Origin of the sequence: Enterobacter sp. 01-M-03-SI-ECC (assembly GCF_047530215.1) — a bacterium.
Taxonomy (GTDB): domain Bacteria; phylum Pseudomonadota; class Gammaproteobacteria; order Enterobacterales; family Enterobacteriaceae; genus Enterobacter; species Enterobacter chengduensis.
This window is the reverse complement of sequence record NZ_JBLKDA010000015.1, coordinates 98,265-114,711: the sequence shown is the minus strand read 5'-3', so window position 1 is coordinate 114,711 and position 16,447 is coordinate 98,265. Positions and strand designations below refer to the sequence as shown.

The 16,447-nt window shown below is 51.4% G+C and carries 18 protein-coding genes and 1 pseudogene; all 19 read right to left on the bottom strand.

The genetic code is table 11. From position 1 onward, the window contains the following. Nucleotides 1-874, bottom strand: a pseudogene (locus ACMWKK_RS15100) (hypothetical protein); the annotation flags it as partial. A 58-nt stretch (nt 875-932) separates the two neighbouring features. Then, nucleotides 933-1,166 carry a phage exclusion lipoprotein Cor gene (gene cor / locus ACMWKK_RS15095; protein WP_077064174.1) on the bottom strand — a complete coding sequence of 78 codons (234 nt, stop codon included), beginning with the start codon at nt 1,164-1,166 and terminating at the stop codon, nt 933-935. Between the two features lie 111 nt (nt 1,167-1,277). Beyond that, on the bottom strand, nt 1,278-1,952 hold the full coding sequence (locus ACMWKK_RS15090; RefSeq protein ID WP_077064173.1) for a hypothetical protein: 675 nt from the start codon (nt 1,950-1,952) through the stop codon (nt 1,278-1,280). Beyond that, nucleotides 1,952-2,254: a hypothetical protein gene (locus tag ACMWKK_RS15085; protein ID WP_406542848.1), complete on the bottom strand. Its 303-nt coding sequence runs from the start codon at nt 2,252-2,254 to the stop codon at nt 1,952-1,954. The genes ACMWKK_RS15090 and ACMWKK_RS15085 overlap by 1 nt, the downstream gene beginning before the upstream one ends. Then, complete coding sequence (locus ACMWKK_RS15080; protein ID WP_406542847.1) at nt 2,254-6,051, bottom strand: phage tail protein; 3,798 nt, start codon at nt 6,049-6,051, stop codon at nt 2,254-2,256. Before ACMWKK_RS15080 ends, ACMWKK_RS15085 begins: the two co-directional genes overlap by 1 nt. 53 nt (nt 6,052-6,104) lie before the next feature. Beyond that, complete coding sequence (locus tag ACMWKK_RS15075; RefSeq protein ID WP_406542846.1) at nt 6,105-6,695, bottom strand: tail assembly protein; 591 nt, start codon at nt 6,693-6,695, stop codon at nt 6,105-6,107. A gap of 58 nt (nt 6,696-6,753) precedes the next feature. Next, on the bottom strand, nt 6,754-7,167 hold the full coding sequence (locus ACMWKK_RS15070; RefSeq protein ID WP_047174732.1) for a lipoprotein: 414 nt from the start codon (nt 7,165-7,167) through the stop codon (nt 6,754-6,756). 29 nt (nt 7,168-7,196) lie between these two features. Further along, nucleotides 7,197-7,907, bottom strand: coding sequence for a C40 family peptidase (locus tag ACMWKK_RS15065; RefSeq protein WP_077064170.1), 711 nt, complete (start codon nt 7,905-7,907; stop codon nt 7,197-7,199). A gap of 1 nt (nt 7,908) precedes the next feature. Further along, a complete protein-coding gene (locus ACMWKK_RS15060) occupies nt 7,909-8,667 on the bottom strand; it encodes a phage minor tail protein L (protein ID WP_077064169.1) in 759 nt (252 codons plus the stop codon). Continuing rightward, the gene (locus ACMWKK_RS15055; protein ID WP_048959837.1) at nt 8,664-9,002 is read right to left on the bottom strand and encodes a phage tail protein; all 339 of its coding nucleotides are present in this window, start codon (nt 9,000-9,002) and stop codon (nt 8,664-8,666) included. The genes ACMWKK_RS15060 and ACMWKK_RS15055 overlap by 4 nt, the downstream gene beginning before the upstream one ends. Further along, the gene (locus tag ACMWKK_RS15050; protein WP_406542845.1) at nt 9,002-12,328 is read right to left on the bottom strand and encodes a phage tail tape measure protein; all 3,327 of its coding nucleotides are present in this window, start codon (nt 12,326-12,328) and stop codon (nt 9,002-9,004) included. The genes ACMWKK_RS15055 and ACMWKK_RS15050 overlap by 1 nt, the downstream gene beginning before the upstream one ends. A gap of 238 nt (nt 12,329-12,566) precedes the next feature. Then, the gene (locus ACMWKK_RS15045) at nt 12,567-12,929 is read right to left on the bottom strand and encodes a phage tail protein (protein ID WP_048959839.1); all 363 of its coding nucleotides are present in this window, start codon (nt 12,927-12,929) and stop codon (nt 12,567-12,569) included. Between the two features lie 64 nt (nt 12,930-12,993). Next, complete coding sequence (locus ACMWKK_RS15040) at nt 12,994-13,446, bottom strand: phage tail protein (protein WP_406542844.1); 453 nt, start codon at nt 13,444-13,446, stop codon at nt 12,994-12,996. Nucleotides 13,447-13,478: 32 nt separating this feature from the next. Further along, on the bottom strand, nt 13,479-13,883 hold the full coding sequence (locus ACMWKK_RS15035; protein ID WP_063923370.1) for an HK97-gp10 family putative phage morphogenesis protein: 405 nt from the start codon (nt 13,881-13,883) through the stop codon (nt 13,479-13,481). Continuing rightward, nucleotides 13,880-14,269: a hypothetical protein gene (locus tag ACMWKK_RS15030; RefSeq protein WP_063666303.1), complete on the bottom strand. Its 390-nt coding sequence runs from the start codon at nt 14,267-14,269 to the stop codon at nt 13,880-13,882. Before ACMWKK_RS15030 ends, ACMWKK_RS15035 begins: the two co-directional genes overlap by 4 nt. Continuing rightward, complete coding sequence (locus ACMWKK_RS15025) at nt 14,250-14,594, bottom strand: phage head closure protein (protein ID WP_077064167.1); 345 nt, start codon at nt 14,592-14,594, stop codon at nt 14,250-14,252. The genes ACMWKK_RS15030 and ACMWKK_RS15025 overlap by 20 nt, the downstream gene beginning before the upstream one ends. After that, entirely contained in the window at nt 14,591-14,917 is a 327-nt protein-coding gene (locus ACMWKK_RS15020) for a head-tail connector protein (protein ID WP_077064166.1), read from the bottom strand. Before ACMWKK_RS15020 ends, ACMWKK_RS15025 begins: the two co-directional genes overlap by 4 nt. After that, nucleotides 14,917-15,186, bottom strand: a complete 270-nt coding sequence (locus tag ACMWKK_RS15015) for a hypothetical protein (RefSeq protein ID WP_167513839.1) — start codon at nt 15,184-15,186, stop codon at nt 14,917-14,919. Before ACMWKK_RS15015 ends, ACMWKK_RS15020 begins: the two co-directional genes overlap by 1 nt. Before the next feature lie 41 nt (nt 15,187-15,227). Next, nucleotides 15,228-16,439, bottom strand: coding sequence for a phage major capsid protein (locus ACMWKK_RS15010; RefSeq protein ID WP_406542843.1), 1,212 nt, complete (start codon nt 16,437-16,439; stop codon nt 15,228-15,230). Nucleotides 16,440-16,447: the final 8 nt, after the last annotated feature.

Here is a 16,447-nt window from a genome sequence, read left to right as displayed (position 1 = left end):
CAGTGCTAAGACCCGACTGGGCCAGTTGTGTCATTTGAAATACCCCTGCTGCAGATGCGTTAGCGCCCATTGTTGCATCAAGAAACTGACCTGTTATTGCCTGCTGAGCATCGCTCTGAGCACTTAACAGTGCTCTACCACTGTCAATACCACGTCCGTCATCCCAGACTCGAATAAATTCGCCACGCACATCGGGGAGTATCAGGCTGGGGTTTACCAGAGCAAGTTTGGGATAAGTTGATGCAGAGAAAGATGAGCCATTATATTTGAGGAACACCATATCGGACCATTCAGGCATGACGGTGTTAGGCATCGCCGATGAAGGCCAGAAGAAAGGCATACCGATCGCCGGTGCTCCGGCTCCAAGACCAAGATTATTCACAGCCCCAGCAGCAGTCTTATCACCAGTCCCCCCCTGTGAAATACTTAGCGGCTTTGTAAGGGCATTAAGACCTGTGATGTCGTTATTATCACCTTTTTTCGCCAGTGACTTCTGACCCGGAACTTTTAGAGACGTACCATTAATCACGATGACGACATCGCTGGTCCCGTTCATCACATCAGCGAACCCGCTCATGTAACGTTGGTACATGGTAAAGGTTTCAGCGATATCCTGCGCAAGGCCATCTACGCTCAGACTGTCGCTCAGCAAAATTGAATACTTCGTTCCCGTAGGGATTGCAGGATTTGCCGCTGGTGTCACGGTGAGGCTAGTTGCTCCGCCGATGGCGGTAATCTGGAATACCTGCGGCGGGCTGGTCAGTGCTATGACGGTACACCCGTTACGAATTAACGAGCCAGCTGCAGTAAAGTTTGTTCCCGTACCTGTTACGGTATTTCCGCTGATGGCAATAGTGCCAGTGGTATAAATCATATTTTCTCCAGGCAATAAAAAACCCCGCCGGAGCGAGGTTTTATTCGAATGAGATGGGTTATTTACAGGTAGTGCCAGTGAATGTATTTGCACTTACCCAACGCCAGTTAAAGGGATAACCGGCTCGATACTGCGTCTGGTTATTTTGTTTACGAACACCGTAAATCTGAACGGTATTTGTTTGACCGCCTACAATGGCCGTGCCGCTGCAAATTGGTTCCTGCTTCTCCAGTACGCCTGCGCACCCAGACAGCATCAACCCGCCCGCCATGCATATAATTAGCTTGTTCATTTTGATAGTTTCCAGAGATATTCAGTAGCTTAGACGATAACAATACAAACTTGGCGGGTATAATTGATTTGATAGATCAATTTTTAGTTATTGATCGCTAAAAACGATCTGTTAATCATATGCTGCAGTATTAATAGCCGTGAGCGCTATTCCTGTTGTTGTTCCGCCAGCAGGTGTGCCACCAGCAATCTGGTTTCCAACAGGCCAGATCCTTGTCGTGCTTCCGTTGAAATAGCACCCCGTGTATGCCGTTACAGTGATAATCACAGGCTGCCCACCCTGTGACGTTTGCCATAACGACGAGCCGAGGATTCCAGGGGCCACGGCATAGGAACCGTTCAGAGTAACGTCGAGATTAATGCCTCCTGCACCTGGCGTTCCCACGGTAATCAAGTCCGTCAATACCCTACTTTCATTAGTGAGAACCACGCGCCCACTTGCGTCCCAGATTGCCATTCCCCATTGTGGAAGAGACTGAGGAAACACAGCGAAAACATACACAGTCAAGATGAATGATTTTGAACCTGTGTAGCCTGTGGGAGTTGATGCGGAGGCGCTAATTACGTTTCCGTTTCTGCGAACCGCAACATATACAGCCTGAGACGCCCCAGACACGCGACAAAAAGCTATAGCCGGATATGATGGGTCGACAGGAATCTCAACTGACGCACTGCCGTTTGTGTTAGAGGCAACTTCCGACCGTTTGTAGAGGCAAAAAGGAGTTGAGTATGGCGTCACAAAAGGGTTGCCATTGTCCATTAAGAGATAAGCGCCATAATCAGCCATTATGCTGGCTCCATAAAAACGACGAGTTCACAGGCGGAAGAAGGGTAATTACCAATGCCAGATGAATTAGCTGGAGTCAGGTTAATAGTATTGCCGGTTGCCTCTATATGTCGACCAACAGAGGTAGTGCCCTGGTCGAGCGAAACAACAAAGCCAACTTTGTAGCCAGGCGGAACAGTAAAACTCCAGGAACCTGTATTTTGTGTATAAGCGAGCTGAATTCGCCCGACAACAGATACAGGCTTAATCCCGTAGTTATTGGGTCTACCTAAACCGTCCCAAGTCTGAACTCCATAAGCCATCAGAATACCCCCGTTAATCTACCTATCTGCACGCGCAGGACGTTGCTTGCGTCCTTGACACTGATCGTCTGGTTGGTAACTTTCATAGACCCTTCCCCCGCAGTAGAGCCGTAATTTTCGAACGTACCGGCTTTATCAAGCTTCCAGCCTGCAGTGCCAGCAACATAATTGTTGGACTGGATGTAATCGCCGATCATCGCGTTCTGAATCCACCCCGTACCGATGAATGCCTGGTTGATAAAGGTCTGCCCATTCTGGATCACAAAAGGCAGCGTAACTGTACCACCAGCCTGAGTAGTGACGGCAAAACGGTCGGCCAGGAAGATTACCTGAGACTGCATCCCTGATGGCGTATTCTCCACCCCGATACCCATACCTGCGGCGTAATACTGCCCATTACTCGTTACCCCGACCTTGATGTTGTACATCGCGCTGAGCTGGCCGTTTACGTTCGCAATTGCCTCAGCATTCGTGGTTATCGCAGACGTATGCCCGTTTACGGTCGCAGTGATGGCATTTATCTGCGTGGCCGTGGCCTGCTGATAATTCGAAACCGCCTGGCTCAGGCTATTGATGGATGCCCTGTTATTGTTGACGTCAGTTTTGACATTCAACAGGGCTTGCGCCGTTGCCTCCCTGTCGTTTGCCATGACGTTATCAATACGACCTATAGCGGCCTTGTTATCTCCGTACTGCGCGCTGAGTGTGATTTGCTGATTAACCTGCGCGAGCGTACTGGTGATCAGCGCAATAGCATTGTTCTGAATACCGCCGCTGGCCGTATCAGTTTGTGCACCCAGTTCTTCCAGACGTGATGCCATTGAGGAATCAAGGTCTGTGACAACCTGGCTAAGGTCAGTGATTGATGCTGTATTCTGAGCACCTACTGCAGCAGCTGAATCAGCTTTATCAGAGGCGCTCTGCGTGGCAGCAGTCAATTGGCTTACCGCAGAAGCGCGCGCTTCAGTTTCCGTCGCTAATGCCTGACTAACATCAGTAATACCGGCTTCATTCTGCGCAGTTTTTGCCTCAAGACGGGTAACATCAGTAACCCGCGCCTCCGTCTCAGTGGCAATCACCTCCCGAAGCTGTTCGAATGTGGCAGTGTTGGCTCCCTGCTGTGCCGTCTGACGGACAACGACATCAGCAATGGCCAGCGCGTTGCCGATAATGGCTTCCGCTGTCTGCTTATTTGAGCCAACCGCAGCCGCCAGACCATCAGCATTCTCCTTAATCGCATCAGACAGTTCAGCCAGTTTGTCACTGCTGGCCACGGCATTCTCAATCAAATCCTTAAATACGTCGGAATCTTTAATCTCCTCCAGAATCACATCTGTGATGTCGGAAACATCGATGCTGGCCTGTCCCCGCACCCATTCTGTGTAACCTGATTCGTTGCCGCTGCGGTCCACCAGCTGCGCGCGGTACCAGAAAATCTGCCCAGCCTTAAGGCCCATCTGCTGATATTTGCGCTGCGGGTAAGGCACATCGGCCAGCAGAATCGCATCGTCTTCGGTCCCGGTGAGGCTGTACTGAATTTCCGTCTTCAGCGTGTCGTCGGTATTCGCCGGGAATCCCCAATTCAGCTCAATACCGAATACCACGTTTTCAGAAGCGATGAAGCCAACCGGCTTCGGTGGATTACCCACTTTACCCGTCAGCGTTTTCTCTTCTGAATAGCCCCATCCGGATGAAATTTCTGCGGCATTGATTGCGCGCACGCGCACCAGGTAGCGCCCCGCATAAATCCCGGCAACGTCGAATGACGTGGTGGAGCTGCGCGGCACGTTAACCCAGTTCCCGTCGTTGCGGCGCCACTGCGCTTCATAAGCGATAGCGTTCTGCGCCTGGTCCCAGCTCACACGCATCGTTTCGACGCTGATATTTTGCTGCACCACGGAAAACGAGCTGATCACGATGTTAGCAGGCGGCGACTGGTTACCCGGAGGGATCACACTCACTGGCCGCTGGTCGATGATGGCTCCGGTATCGATGCGGGCATATTTATCCGGGTCGTGCCATGCGCCAGTAATCGAGAAAGTGCCATCATCCTTTTCGGAAACGCTGACAACACGATACTGCTGCGCGTAGAGCTCGTCAGATTCAACCACCCAAACAGCTTCGACCTGTGGCGTCTCACTGTATGCCGTGGTGACTGTTACTGATTCCCCGTTTACGACCTGAATGGTCCTGCTCTGCGACACTCCGGATGGTAAGTTGAGAATAAGGCGATCACCTGCTGCTGCATCTGCCACGCGGTCAAGTTTGATAACCCGACCGTTAACGGCGCTGATGCGGCCGCCCATAACCTTTCCGGAAAGCAGCTCGTCTGCCACGGCTATGATGTACCCCGGCTGCGGAATGTTTCCGTCCAGCCCGACATCAAACGAAACAACGCGATCCTTGTTGTTGGTGAGAATGCCCCAGCGCCCCTTTCGGTTCGCCTCTGACTGCCGGGTGCAGCCGATGGCTGTCATTTCCAGTTGATTAAATCCGTATCGCGCCACCAGCGCCTGTTCAAATACCGGCTCCATCGCGTCTGCGTAGGCGTTACCCGGGTCTGACCATGATACCAGCGCCGTGGTGTAGCGGCTTTTCGTGGTGCTGCTCGAATAGGTGAAGCGACCGCCAACAACATTAGCGCGCGTGTAGCTGTAATCAACATCGCGCGGCATGTCAGCCAGGGCCACAATCTGATCCCCGCCCCAGTAGGTCATGCCACGGAAGATAGCGGCAAAATCACGCAGGACTGTGTAGGCGTCGTTCCGGTCCTGAATGTACACGTTGCAGGTATAACGTGGTTCGGTACCGTTGCCCCCTTTGCCGTCTGGTACCATCTGATCACAATACTGAGCAACCTGATAAAGCGTCCATTTATCAATATTCGCAGCGGTCAAACGGTGCCCCAGGCCGAACCGGTCAGAAACAACCAGGTCGTAAAAAATCCACGCAGGGTTATCCGTCCATGCCCACTTAAACGCACCGGTCCATGTACCGCTATAAGTGCGAGTTTCAGGGTCGTAGGTATCTGGAACGCGGATAACGCGGCCGCGCGGTTCGCATGAAATTTGAGGAATAGAGCCGTTGAACTGGCTTGAGTCAAATTCGATGTAGAGCAGCGCGGTGTTCGGGTAGCGCAGTTTGGCGTCAATCACCTCGGTGAAGCTCTGCAGCGTCATCGTGTCGCCGATCTTCGCGCTGTTGGCGTCAGAGGTAATCTTACGCAGGCGTATTGTCCAGGTGCTGCCAGCCTGCGGTAAATCAATACGGTGGCTGCGCTCATAACCAGACGTCGTTTTGCCGGTAACGCTGGTATTGAGTACCGTCTGCCATGTGCCGCCGTCCGTCTGCAGGTCAATCGCATAATTGACCGAGTAACCCACCAGATCGCCGTCGTCCTCCTGTTTGAAAAGCGAGGGCCATTTCAGACGTAGGCGAACTGCTGAAAGCTGCGTATTGGTAAAGGTGCGCGTCCATGCTGTAGCGCTTGATACCTCAGTTCCTACGCTGATTTCGTTTTCGGTACCGGGAATACCCTGAATATATTTTTGCGCCTGCGTTCCCGCGCGAAACTCCCACGTTACACCGCTGAAGTTTTGGGAGCCGTCAGCATTCTCCAGGGCCGTTCCGTCCAGATAGATATCTTTTCCGGTTAGCTGCCCTGCAAATTCCCCTTCCCCAAGCGCAACGAGGATTTTGGCCTTCGCTACAGATTGCAGATCATCAGGCTGTTCGGTAGGGGTTCGGGAACTGGAACTGCCGCCCTTGCGGCCCTTCAACACTTTTTCTGTAGCCATATTGCGCCCATAAAAAAAGCCACCCCAAGGTGGCCTGAAAAAAGGATTGTTATCTACTGCTGATCTTCGACATAAATTCCGGCTGAGATAATTGCTCCTCCGATTCTCCGGCGACCATAAAGAAGCGGTACCGGGTAGCCCTGAGCAGCGGTGTTTGTCACGCTACCGAATGCGTAGGATGCGCGGTTATCTGCACTTTGTTTGCTGGCTAATCCGGTTGGCTGAGGAGATAGCATCTGGACAACACCACCCGCAATCATAGCTCCACCAGCCATCATTACATTTACACCCCAAGCCTGGGCAAAACCAAATGTAGCAATGGCACCTACTGCAACAATAACAGCACCCAATATTGTCTGAAGTACACCAGCCTTTTTGCTTCCGATGATAACCGGTACAATCCTTACCACTTCACCAGTTACCGGAAACCCTAGGTCATCAACTCCTATGTTTTTCTTTCCTTTAAAAATGGCAAAGGTTAGCCCGCGACGCTTGCTGTTTACCATATAACTTTCAAACCCGGAGATTGTTTTTGCGAGTGCTACACCTGCTTCAGAAACTTTACTGATAAGTCGCCAATGAGTTTTACCAAATATTTTCCCGGGTTCGCCGCCGAGTTCAATTCGAGTCATTACTTCAGACATATAAACCTCTTAAAAATAAAAAACCCCGCCTGAGCGAGGTTATATATAATTGTTGTATTCAAAATGCTGTAGGGTAGATACCAAAATCACCGTTGGTTCCGTAACCAACTCTAAACATCAATACTCCAGTATCTGTCACCTTACCCGACTGTTCGCTCATGCCTCCGCCACACATACCTTTGGGCCAAGCGCTAAAGATATGATCTCCAATTTTGGGATAGACCGTTACCTTTTGAGCTGTGTCTAAGTCTGCGATCTCCTTGCCATCAACATAAACTCGGGTCATGCAGGCGCTGCCCATAAAACCAGAGTCGCGTTTGATTATTACCTTACCAGTCCCTTCTTTTTTAACTAACAGTGTATTGTTGATAACCTGTTTTGCAGGAACATCCTGTGCTTGTTCATTTGTCACCGGCTTAGTTGCACAACCAGCAACCATTAAGATGGAGGTAAAAACTAAAATTCTTTTCATATCCCTATCCCCTTTGGTTTTGCAAAAGGTTAGCACAGAGATTTGTAACGTAGAATCTTCATCGTCCTTTCTTGCCAGTAGCCACCATACGGCACGCGCTGGCTCAGATGTCCGTACAGGTGGTGCAGCAGCATATTACCCTCCAGCAGGATTCCCGCATGGTTCCACTTATCAGCCTGGACCTGCATGATCACCATATCGCCGGGTTTCGGTGGCCCGTCAAATTCACGGAAACCGCACTCGTACCAGCAATCCTGATAGAAGTTGTCCGGATAGTCGTTTTCCCACCAGGGATAATCCACACGGTAATCGTTGAGCTCGATACCATGCGTTTGCCGGAAATAGCTCATTACCAGCCCCCAGCAGTCGAAGTGGCCAAGCACAAACGGACGCTCCAGCAGCGGCAATTCTCCGCGAGGCTGAATGGTGCGTAAATCTCCCTCCGGCCAGCTTACGATGTGCCAGGTTAAAAGCGTTGCATCGCATTGCGCTTTATCCAGTTCGCTCGGTTGCGTCGTGGCATCAGGGTGACTGTGAGCGATGGCGATTACCGTTCCCCAGTCCTCAGCGGTTGCATAGTCCTCGGGGCAAAGGACAAAATTTTCCTCCGGCGCCGCGGCAAGATTCCGGCACGGGAAGTAACGTTCAACTCGGCTTTTCTGCGCCACCACGCCGCAACACTCACGAGGATATTCTGCTGCAGCATGCGCCATAATCGCATCGATGGTTTTCTGACGCATATCAGCTCCTGATCAAAGATGTTCCGGGGAAACCACCATGCGAAAGCTCGTTATCTTCGCCGAAACGCAGTTTGCAGGCCGTCAGCGTGCCGTTGCATTCATCAAGTGATGGATCGCTAACCGGGTTGTTGTTTTTATCGAAATATCGGGTTCCGGCATAATCGCAGCCGTCGCCGGTGCGATATTTATTCCGGATGCACCAGGTACACAGGGAATGAAGCTGGCGCGTCGGGATCATTTGCCCCTGCAGGTCCATCGGGCTGGACAGAACAAACTCAACGGTTTCACCAGCAAGCTCGCCCGTTTTCCCGTCGATATACCAGACCTGCAACTTTTCCTGAGTTGGGTCTGCTGTAGGGTTACCGGCTGTGAAATTTCTGGCATCGAGATATTTTTCTTTTGTGTCGTGAATAGTGACTTTAGCCTGCAGCAGATCGTCATACGCAAGACACAGGGCAGAAATGGAGCTTTCGATGTTCGCAACCGTCAGGGAAGGCGTTGCATTGCTCCCACTGGTTGATTTCTCCAGACCTTCCAGCTGATACGGCCAGGCGGCGTATTCATTTCCCTGCCACCAGATTGGTTTCGCCGGAAGCTTGGACTCATCACCACCAGCGGCGATGATTTCCGCTTCTGTGTGGGGAATGTTGTAATTGTGAAAGCGGAGAACGTCCGTTAGCCCAAAGGAAGAACCATCCACTTCAATCAGACGAACATCGTTTCCGGATTCCAGCTTCTGATAATCTGCGTTTAAGCTCATGGTTTAAATGCCTGGATGAATGTAGCAGTCAGTGACCAGTTGCCTCCCCCCATTGGGGAGGGCTTGTACTGTTTGCATCGATAAAGCCCCAAATCCTCAAGCGGCGGCTTCCATGCAAACGCCCTTGTTCCCTCATGGCGATCAAGAAAGTCTTTAATAGACTTGATATAGGGTTCCAGACCTACGAAGGTCAGATCCCAACTTTGCGAGCGTGGGTTAAGTCCGTCGCCGGATGTCTGGGTATAACCATCTCCGAACTGCGCCTCACGCGTACGCATGGTGACATCCTGAGAGGGATTTACCCGAGGGCTCCAGTTGAAAGTTTCCAGCGCCATTACCGCCTCCCGTTTGTACTGTTCCAGATTGCCCCTCCGGGACGAAGATCAGCCTGTATCAGCTTTCGGTATTCATCTCTGACAAAATTGCCTACGCTTTTGCCGAATTTCTCCAGCCCACCAGATGATTGCGATGCCGTACTGCCATCGCTATTGATAGTGATGAATACCTGAGGAGCAGCACCTTCAGAGCTACCCCCTGACACTGCGCGAACCCCAAGTGAACCATCAGCTGCCCGAGTCAATGGCATGATCGCTTCTGGTCCCGCCTCCCCCATTACTCCCGCCCCTTTCGCGAATGCGAAAAAAGTAGGGTTATCGACAACCTGACCGCTGTAGGCACTTAAGTCTGAGGAGGAATAAACGCCGCCTTTAGCATTGAACTGAAAATTGCTTCCGTAATCGGCAATTGCTGTCCCTGAGCTGCCTGCCGTACTTCCACTTACACCGCCAAGCACACTCGAACCAACACCCATAATCGAACTCAGGATTGTATTAGTTACCAGCGCCTGCGATGCCATATCGACGAGGTTTTGAATTATCGACTGGGTAAGCGTGGAGAAGAGGTTGATCATGCCCTCTTTAAAGGTCTGCGTGTTGGTCAGCAGCCCCGTCAGGACATTAGTGGTACGCTCGCGGGTAGCCTCAACCAAGCCGATCGCCAGATTATTGAAGTCACTCTGTGAGCGATATAATTCCAGCGCGGTCTGATACTGTGCATCAGCAGAATCTTTACTGCTCTTCTGCATAAGCATTTCGTATTGCTGCTTGCTTACAGCGCCATTGCGATAGTAGGTCTCGATCAGGCTTTGCTGCTGTACGAGTTGATTCCTTTGCTGGGCAAGTGGATCAACGTCCCCGGCAAGCTCAAGACGTGGTGCTGAAATAGCATTAGCCTGTGCCTGTAGGATTTTTCGCGATGTCTCCTGTGAAAGGGTGACACGCGCAGCCATATACTCCTTTTCAGTAAGCAGACGGGCATCAAGAAGCGACTTCAGCTCCTGACTTGCTTCCTTTTCCTGATTGATTGCCGAGCGCGCGGGTGAGTACTGCTCGACAAGTTCTGTGCGTTGCTTCTGGTAGTTCTCGGTATTCATCAGCAGCGCGCGCTGCAGGTCCTGCTCACTTGCCCCATTTTTTCGAGCTGCGGCAATAAGTTTTTCCCGGCTGGCCCTTTCCTGCAGGTCGATTCTGCCAAGGCTGGTTGCGTGAGCTTCTTCGATTTCCCTGCGCAACTGAAGGTACTGATTAACCGTTTCCTTTTTGGCTTTCTCAGTATCTTCTCCAGTCCACGGCGTGGTAACACCTTCACCGGCTTTCGCTGTCTGAGCCGTAATGGTTTTGATGTCATTAGCGAGCGATTTAGCTTGATCTGCAATCCCTGTCTGGACTAAAAATCGCGCCTTGCTGACGTTCTCAAGATTAGACTGTGTTGTTTCTAACCCCTTATTCACAGATTCGAGATCAGCTTCAGCGCGTTTTTTGCTGTCCTCTACGCCTTTTTTCTGTCGGAATGGGTCAAAACCACCGAGGCTATCAAGCCTGCTGTCTGCGTCCTGAATCTCCTTGATCAGCTGGTTACGCTGGGTGATCTGATTTTCATACTGGTCCTGCAGGTCAATCTGCTTAACTGCCAGCTGTTTATCAGACATCTGCATCAGTGCAGCAGTAGTCTCAATTACAGCATCCTTGAGGTTAATTGCTGACTGCCGGGCATCCTTCGCCTGCTGATGAAAATACAGGAGCGCCGAACCTGCCAGCATTGCAGCGCCGAACGGTCCACCAACCAGTGCTAATGCCCCGCGGGCAAGCCCAACTGCAACCGAGGCAGCCCGCGCAGATACTGAGACCTGGCGATTTGCTGCAGCCAGTTGCATTTTCGCCCGGGTTGCCAGATTCGTTTGCTCGGTCTCTTCTCGAATTAACCGGTTAAACTCGCCCTGGTAATTAACGTTCAGGCCTTGTTGCCTGGCGGTCTTTTCCATCTGGCGGTAGTACCCAAACTCGGCATCATTTCGCTTAAGTGTGGCGGCAGTTGCTTCAAGCGTTTTGCGTGCACCGTCAGCCTGGGCAGCAGCCGCAGCTTTTACGGCTGCCTGATTTTGTTGCCAGGCGCTTACGTTTTCGCGAAGACCTGCAGTTAGTTTTGTCGAGAGAACGGGGATCAATGTGTACAAGGCTACGCTTGCAACAGCATTGAAATTATCGGTGAGCAGGTTTATTCCATCGGTTACTGACTGAATACCTGAACGCAGTGGGCCGGTACTGCTTTGGCCTATCTTAATGATCATGCCTTCAAACGCACTGGTCAGCCCCATGATGTCGCCATTCAGGTTATTCACGCGAATAGCGGCCTGTTCATGAGCAGTCTGGGTTCCGGTGAGGGCCTGTGTTAATGCATCAAGTTTGCTGCGATTGTCCACCAGCACGGAGGCCGCATTGATATTCTCAACACCGAAAAGTTTTACAGCCTGTGCGGTAGAAAGATTTTTCTTCGACAAGTTCTCCAGTGCGCCACTGAGACCTACGACTGAAGGTTTCAGTGTTTTGTCAGTGCCTTTCTCAAGGGACAGGATCACGTTTCTCAACGCAGTACCTGCCTCACCTCCTTTAATTTCACGCTCTGCAAGAACCTGAATCGCTGCGTTCAGCGTTTCAAAACCGACTCCTGCCTGTGCAGCGGCCACACCGCCATTTTTGATGGCTGCGGCTGTATCTGCAATTTCAGATGCCCCGAACTTGGCACCAGCTGCCAGCACGTTGATATAACGGTCAGCTTCCTGAGCACCTGCTCCGAACTGATTAAGTGAAAGAGCCAGAGTACGGGTTGCATCAGGCAATGTTGAACCTGCAGCCTGAGCAAGTGTAAGCGCGCTTTTTGTCGCAGCCGTAAGCCCATCTGCTGTCTGAAGAAGTTCAGGCTTAGCTGATGCCATCAACTTCAGGGCTTCAACCGCCTGGCTCGCACTATATTCTGTGCTTCGCCCCATTTCCTGAGCTGCTTCATCAAGCGTCTTTAACTGGGCTCCCGTCGCACCAGTGATGGCAGAAAGATCGGACAGGGCCTGCCCGTATTCACGCGTGGTAGTAATGATGGCACCAAGTGATAAACCGGCACCGGCAAATCCTGCCAGGCGGCCAGCAACACCTGCAATGGTTTTACCCATCCGGGAATAAGCTTCATCTGTCTTTTTAGCATCTTCCTGTGCGTTACGGTTGAAGCGCTTTGATGAGTTCTCAGCATCACCGTAGGCACCCATCAACTGAGATTTAAAATTGGCTGCGTTGAGATGCAGCCCGACGGCAAGGGAGGCAACGTCAGCCATTACATTAAGGCTCTCATTACGGCCGCACACTGATCGTCAACTTTACTGACAACAGCGGGAGGCGGGGTTTCAGGAAGTGGCCCACTCTCCTCGCCAGGACGGCTGATAGCACCGGAACGAAGGAAATACGCGCGCCAGTGGTAGAGAGTGTCTACCGGGAGTGAAGCTATCTTTGACGGATCGGGCTCGCCCCAGCGGTCGGCCAGCCAGAAAATAAGCTCAAGCCAGGGCGAGCTGGTTAGTTTTTTTCCGCATCCTCAAGCTTGCCCAGGGCATGTTTTTTGACGGTTGCAATAGCGTCCAGCAGGGCCACGTTGTCATGCGCCTGCAGCAGTTCTGCTGCGGTGGGCTTGTCTTCCGTTGCGATTGAGCTGCCGTCAGGCTGAACCAGGCAGTCGACAATCAGCTGCACGCTAAGCTCTGAGGCTTTACGGGCATCTTCGGCAATCTGGCTGTCACGCAGCGCTTCTTCATGATCAATGAGTTCGCCTGCAGTCATGCGGCGAAGATAAACGGTTGTTCCAAAAATTTCGGCAGTAACAATTGCGTTTTTAGGTTTCAGCAGAGCTGATTTCAGAGCAGAGACGTCGATGGTAGACATAATTTTTCCTGAATATGAAAAAGTTAAAGGCCGCCAGAAAGCGGCCAATGAAGAATGTTATGGATCAGCTGCCTGCAGCCGTACCCCAGACGATGTTGTTCTGTTTACCCTGAACGGTGATCTGAATGACTTCACTTGCCGGAGCGGTGATTTCATTCATCTGCCAGCCAGACAGGGCCAGGATCATGTTTGCCGTTCGCCCGTTCGGCAGCTCAACGTAAAACTGTACGGTTTCACGGTTCTCTGCGGCGTTGAGGAAATCGGCAAAGTCCTGGTTGGCCGGATCGTCGATGAAGCCCAGTGATTTTTCCGGGCCTTCAGGCAGGTCGGAAATAAACTGTTTGCTGGTATCAATCAGGGTGGTGCAGTCCACAAAACTGCCAGTCTGACCTGTAGCGCCCAGCGCTTTACAGTTGATGAGCGGTTTCATTGTTGCTACGTCGCTGCCCGCAGCACCCCACATAACAATGGTGCCAGCAGGCAGCATCGCGTACTCTGGCGAAGTTTTATCAGCCATAATTTCTCTCTCTTTGAAGGTGGCAGCGAGCGCTACCGGTGGTTTTCAATGCGGTCGCGTATTTCTATCGCAAGGATGCGCAGAACTTTTGCTTTCTGATAATCGAGCGCCGGACGAATGAAGGGACTGGCGACCTGCTTCACGGTGCCCATCTCCTGTGCCAGCGCTTTGATGAAGTGTTTTTTGCTCGGGCCAACGCGGAGATAAACAACCGCATTTCCTTTAGCTTTCGAAGAAGAGGAGCGGATTTTTATAGAATCGCGCATGTGCTCATCTTTTGCCGATTCGTCATATCCAGCATGCGCTTTCATATCCTCCAGAACAGGCTCAAGAGCAGCTTTCCCGGCATCCCGCAAAACCTGAGTACCAACCTTTTCACCTAGGGCGAGCAGCTGACGTTCAAGTTCCTGAAGTCCTTTTACTTCCATGCGGATCATGATGATTCCTCATAAAAATAAAGCACGAAGTCTCTGGTAAGCCTGTACTGGACCTTATTGCTGGTAAGAGTTGTTTTGTCCTGAAGTATATTTCCACGCTGAATGTACTGAACCGGATAACCTTCAAGCTCTCCGTGGACAATACCTTTCCAGTGAGACCAGATAGCCTTATCCAGTTTTACCAGCCCGGTATAATCATCCACTTTGTACAGAGATATTTGAAAACGGCCAGCAATAAGTCCTGTTCGCACCATTCCGGTTTCAATTTCCGGGTCTGATATCCGTTGGAAAGTAATACCGCTTTGCTCGCTGTCTGGCAGCAGAAGAGGATAAACAGCCATCCCGGTAAGACGCTCAAGCGAAATTTTAATTGCCTGTTCTATCATGTCGTATATCCCGTTCAGCCGTTATTACACATCGATCCGACTTGCTACGGTCAACGGCGCGAACGGTATAGACATCCTCATTCCACGCTATTTTCCAGTCAGTCTGGACGTCTGAACGCACCCTGATAGTGAACAACCAGGTTTCAACAACCTGTTGTTGATCCAATGTGCGGATTTTTCTGTTAGAAACATTCTCAGCCTTGGCCCAAACAGTAGCAACCACAGCTGGCTCCCCGGGAAGCGGCTCACCCAGTTGCCCTCGCTGACTTTCGAGTTTTTGAAGTACAATGCGTTTATCAAGCTCGCCAGCACGCAATGAACTCATAGGCCATATATCCTGTAAGGCTGAAGAAGAGATTCCACAGCTAAAGGAACCTGAGCCACAGTCTCACCGATAACGACAGATTCACGATTCGCGTACCAGTGTCCGATCAGCAGTAACATGGCCGCCTTCACATCGTCATTAAGAAGAATCGGGTCCGGGTCGTCTGCGTAGCCAGGGGAACTTTGATTTTCATAGAGCGTTCGCCTTGTCCATGTCTGGACGTAACGCGCCGCCGCACCGGTGTATAAAGTCAGCAGGGCATCGTCTCCGGAAAAATCGGTATCAATGCGGCAGTGCTGTTTCACCACATCAAGATCGAGCATTATTTTTTCGCCTTTTTATCTACTTTTGGCTCAGGCTGCTCAGGCTGCTCAGGCTGCTCAGGCTGCTCAGGCTGCTCAGGCTGCTCAGGCTGCTCAGGCTGCTCAGGCTGCTCAGGCTGCTCAGGCTGCTCAGGATTATCGGTTTCGTCGATCTTCGCGTAACCTTTTTTAATGAGTTCGCGACCATGTTGTTCCTGCGTTTCCAGTCGATTACCTTCAATTAATACAGTACCAGCGAAGTAAATCGGTTTTAGGGCGATTAATTTCATAATTCCACCTGTAAAAAGCGGCCCGGAGGCCGCAGTGTTTGTCAACTGCCTGCGCCAGTGCTGAACGAACCATACACGAACGCTTCAGGACGTTTGACGGCAAGCGCCAGACGCTCTTCACAACGAATGGTGATCATGTTTTTCTCGAAGTCATCGGCGTTCTCTGTCGAAATAACGACATTCGTTTCTTCGCGGTCGAAGATTTGCGCGCCAGCACTGAAAGCACCGGTCAGGAATTTACCCTGGAAGGCTGCCGCTTCTGTGGCAACTACCGGTAGCCCCCACAGTGTCGGTCCAGTCAGCCCCGCCGGGTTAGCCAGGATGTAACGACCCAGACTGTCCTTTGTCAGCTCAATCCGCGCCCAATCGATGAAGTGAAGCACGTGACCGGATGCTGGGAAACGCGCCAGCTGCGCCTGCAACATTGCCAGACGCAGATCGTCAATCCCGTTCTGCTGTTCAACGGTGAATGCAGGGCTGAACGCTGAAGCCTGAGGAATGATGCCTTCAAGATGCGCGCCAGTGCCATCGCCAAACAAAATCTCCTGCTCTTCTACATATTTCAGGCCGAAGCGCATCTCTGCATCTACCTGCGACTGCAACTGAGCAAAATCATCAAGAATCTGTTTAGATGCTTTAAACAGGTGTGCGATTGTGCGTACTGGTGTGATTTTTTCTGCAAACTCAATATCGCTGTACGGTTTGGTAGTGTTTTCCGCCACCGCTTTGGCATTGTTTGTGAAGCCTGTCTGCTGGACCCAGTAGATGGTGTTTGATGCAGTAGTGCCTGGCGCAATCAAATCACGAATGAAAAGGCGCTGTTTTGGTGAAACATCAATGCCAGGCAAACGGTCTGGTGCGACGATATTGCCTGGAACATCTGTGGAAATCATTGCGGCTTTTACCGGAACGCTGACACGTTTATTTCCTTCAACACTTGCAGCGAATGTTTTCAGTGCTTCAGCGGAGATCACCTGCTGACCGATGGATTCAACAACCTGCTTCGCGTTTGCCAGCGGCATCTGGGCGACATGTTGCTCCAGTTCGCCCATTGCTGCCTTCAGCGTTTTTTCTGCTTCGCGAAGGGCGTTGAACTCAGAAGCCATTTTATCAACGGCTGCCTTTGTTTCTTCTGACAGCTTGCCGGATTTCTGCGCCTCCTTAAGCGCGTCTTCTGCTTTCGCGTTGAACTTGCCGGTTGCCTCTTCAATGCTGGCAGTGACTTTTTTCAGAATATCGTTTACTTCAGACATAAAGGGTC